This is a genomic window from Desulfonatronum zhilinae (assembly GCF_900182865.1).
GTDB lineage: Bacteria > Desulfobacterota > Desulfovibrionia > Desulfovibrionales > Desulfonatronaceae > Desulfonatronum > Desulfonatronum lacustre.
In genome coordinates this window covers 1-1,358 of record NZ_FXUJ01000085.1, presented here as the reverse complement: position 1 = coordinate 1,358, position 1,358 = coordinate 1, and the positions used below count along the sequence as shown (strand labels likewise).

General features: G+C 46.2%; 1 protein-coding gene. It reads left to right on the top strand.

Going from position 1 to position 1,358, the window contains the following annotated elements:
- The first annotated feature begins 120 nt into the window (after positions 1-120).
- Entirely contained in the window at positions 121-1,182 is a 1,062-nt protein-coding gene (locus AC559A_RS19135) for an AAA family ATPase (RefSeq protein WP_498819289.1), read from the top strand.
- Positions 1,183-1,358: the final 176 nt, after the last annotated feature.

Genomic DNA, 1,358 nt, shown 5'->3' with positions numbered 1-1,358 from the left:
TGACTGTTTACCTGGAAGCCAAAATGTATCGTCCATAAGGCTTAGCCTATTTCTATTCTTATATCGCAACATAGCAGTGACCTCGTTTTTTAAATCTTAATATCACTACTATAGCATACAATGCAAGCAAAATATTTAGTTAAATCGAATGCCTGCCCGGACTTTTTGCAGGGAGATCTTCTAATTGAAGGCCCATCCGGCGTTGGAAAAACGTGTGTTGCTTTCAAAGCATTCGAAGAGCTCAATTGGGCGCAAGGCAAAGATTACGCGTACGTCAGCTGCAGGGATCCGAATGCAGAAGACGTAATGGGTAAATTCTTTGCCACGTGCCAGACTGGCGGAAATCCTGAACCGGCGGTAATTGTCATAGATGATTTTCATCTGCTTACGGTAGAGCGCCGCGCCGAGATTGGCTCAATTCTCAAAAGAATGAGCGACCGGGCTTTCGAGCATGAGTTTCCCCCCAAAGCGGTTTTAATTGGGATACCCACAACTGGCGTTTCGCTACTCTCCGATGCTTACGACCTTGGCCCGAGGCTAGGTTCGTATCTCTTGGAGAGGGCATCCGATGCGGAGATCGAAAAACTTATGGGGGCCGGTGAATCTGCCCTAAACATCCTCTTCGAAGATCCCGAAGTCTTACTTGCGGAGAGCGCAGGAAATTTCTGGCTCGCACAGTATATTTGCAATAAGGTATGTGCGACGAAAGAAATCTACGAAACAACCGAAGACACCGAAATTCTAACGTTTGACCTTCTTGCCATTAGGCAGCGACTCATGACAGAGCTGGCACAGAGATACATGCCAGCAGCCAAAATTTTCGCAAAAGGCAAGAAATGGAGGCCTGGAGGCAACAAGCCGTACTTGGAGATCCTTCTGGCAATCTGCAAGATTCCCGATTCTTCGTTTACTTTTGACCGAATATTGAACGTAGTTGCTGAGCGTAGGCAGCCGGGAATTAAAGCCGTGCGGCAACGCATTGCTCAGGTGATATTCGATCCTTCAAAAGGAACGGACTTGCGCAAGCAGCTTGCTTTCGACCCAGATTCTGGATTCTCTATCGAAGACCCGCTTTTTCGGTATTTTCTGACAAATCTCGACACTAATCGCCTCCTCTCTGAGCTGGGGGTTGAAACGTCCACCTTGGAAAAGGGGCGCCTCTATTCGTTCGATGTAGCATGATCTCCCTGCAAAAAGTCCGGGCAGGCATTCGATTTAACTAAATATTTTGCTTGCATTGTATGCTATAGTAGTGATATTAAGATTTAAAAAACAAGGTCACTGCTATGTTGCGATATAAGAATAGAAATAGGCTAAGCCTTATGGACGATACATTTTGGCTTCCAGGTAAACAGTCA

Excerpts from the sequence above, each read along its gene's own strand:
- AC559A_RS19135 (WP_498819289.1), top strand. The coding sequence starts at position 121 with ATGCAAGCAAAATATTTAGTTAAATCGAATGCCTGCCCGGACTTTTTG.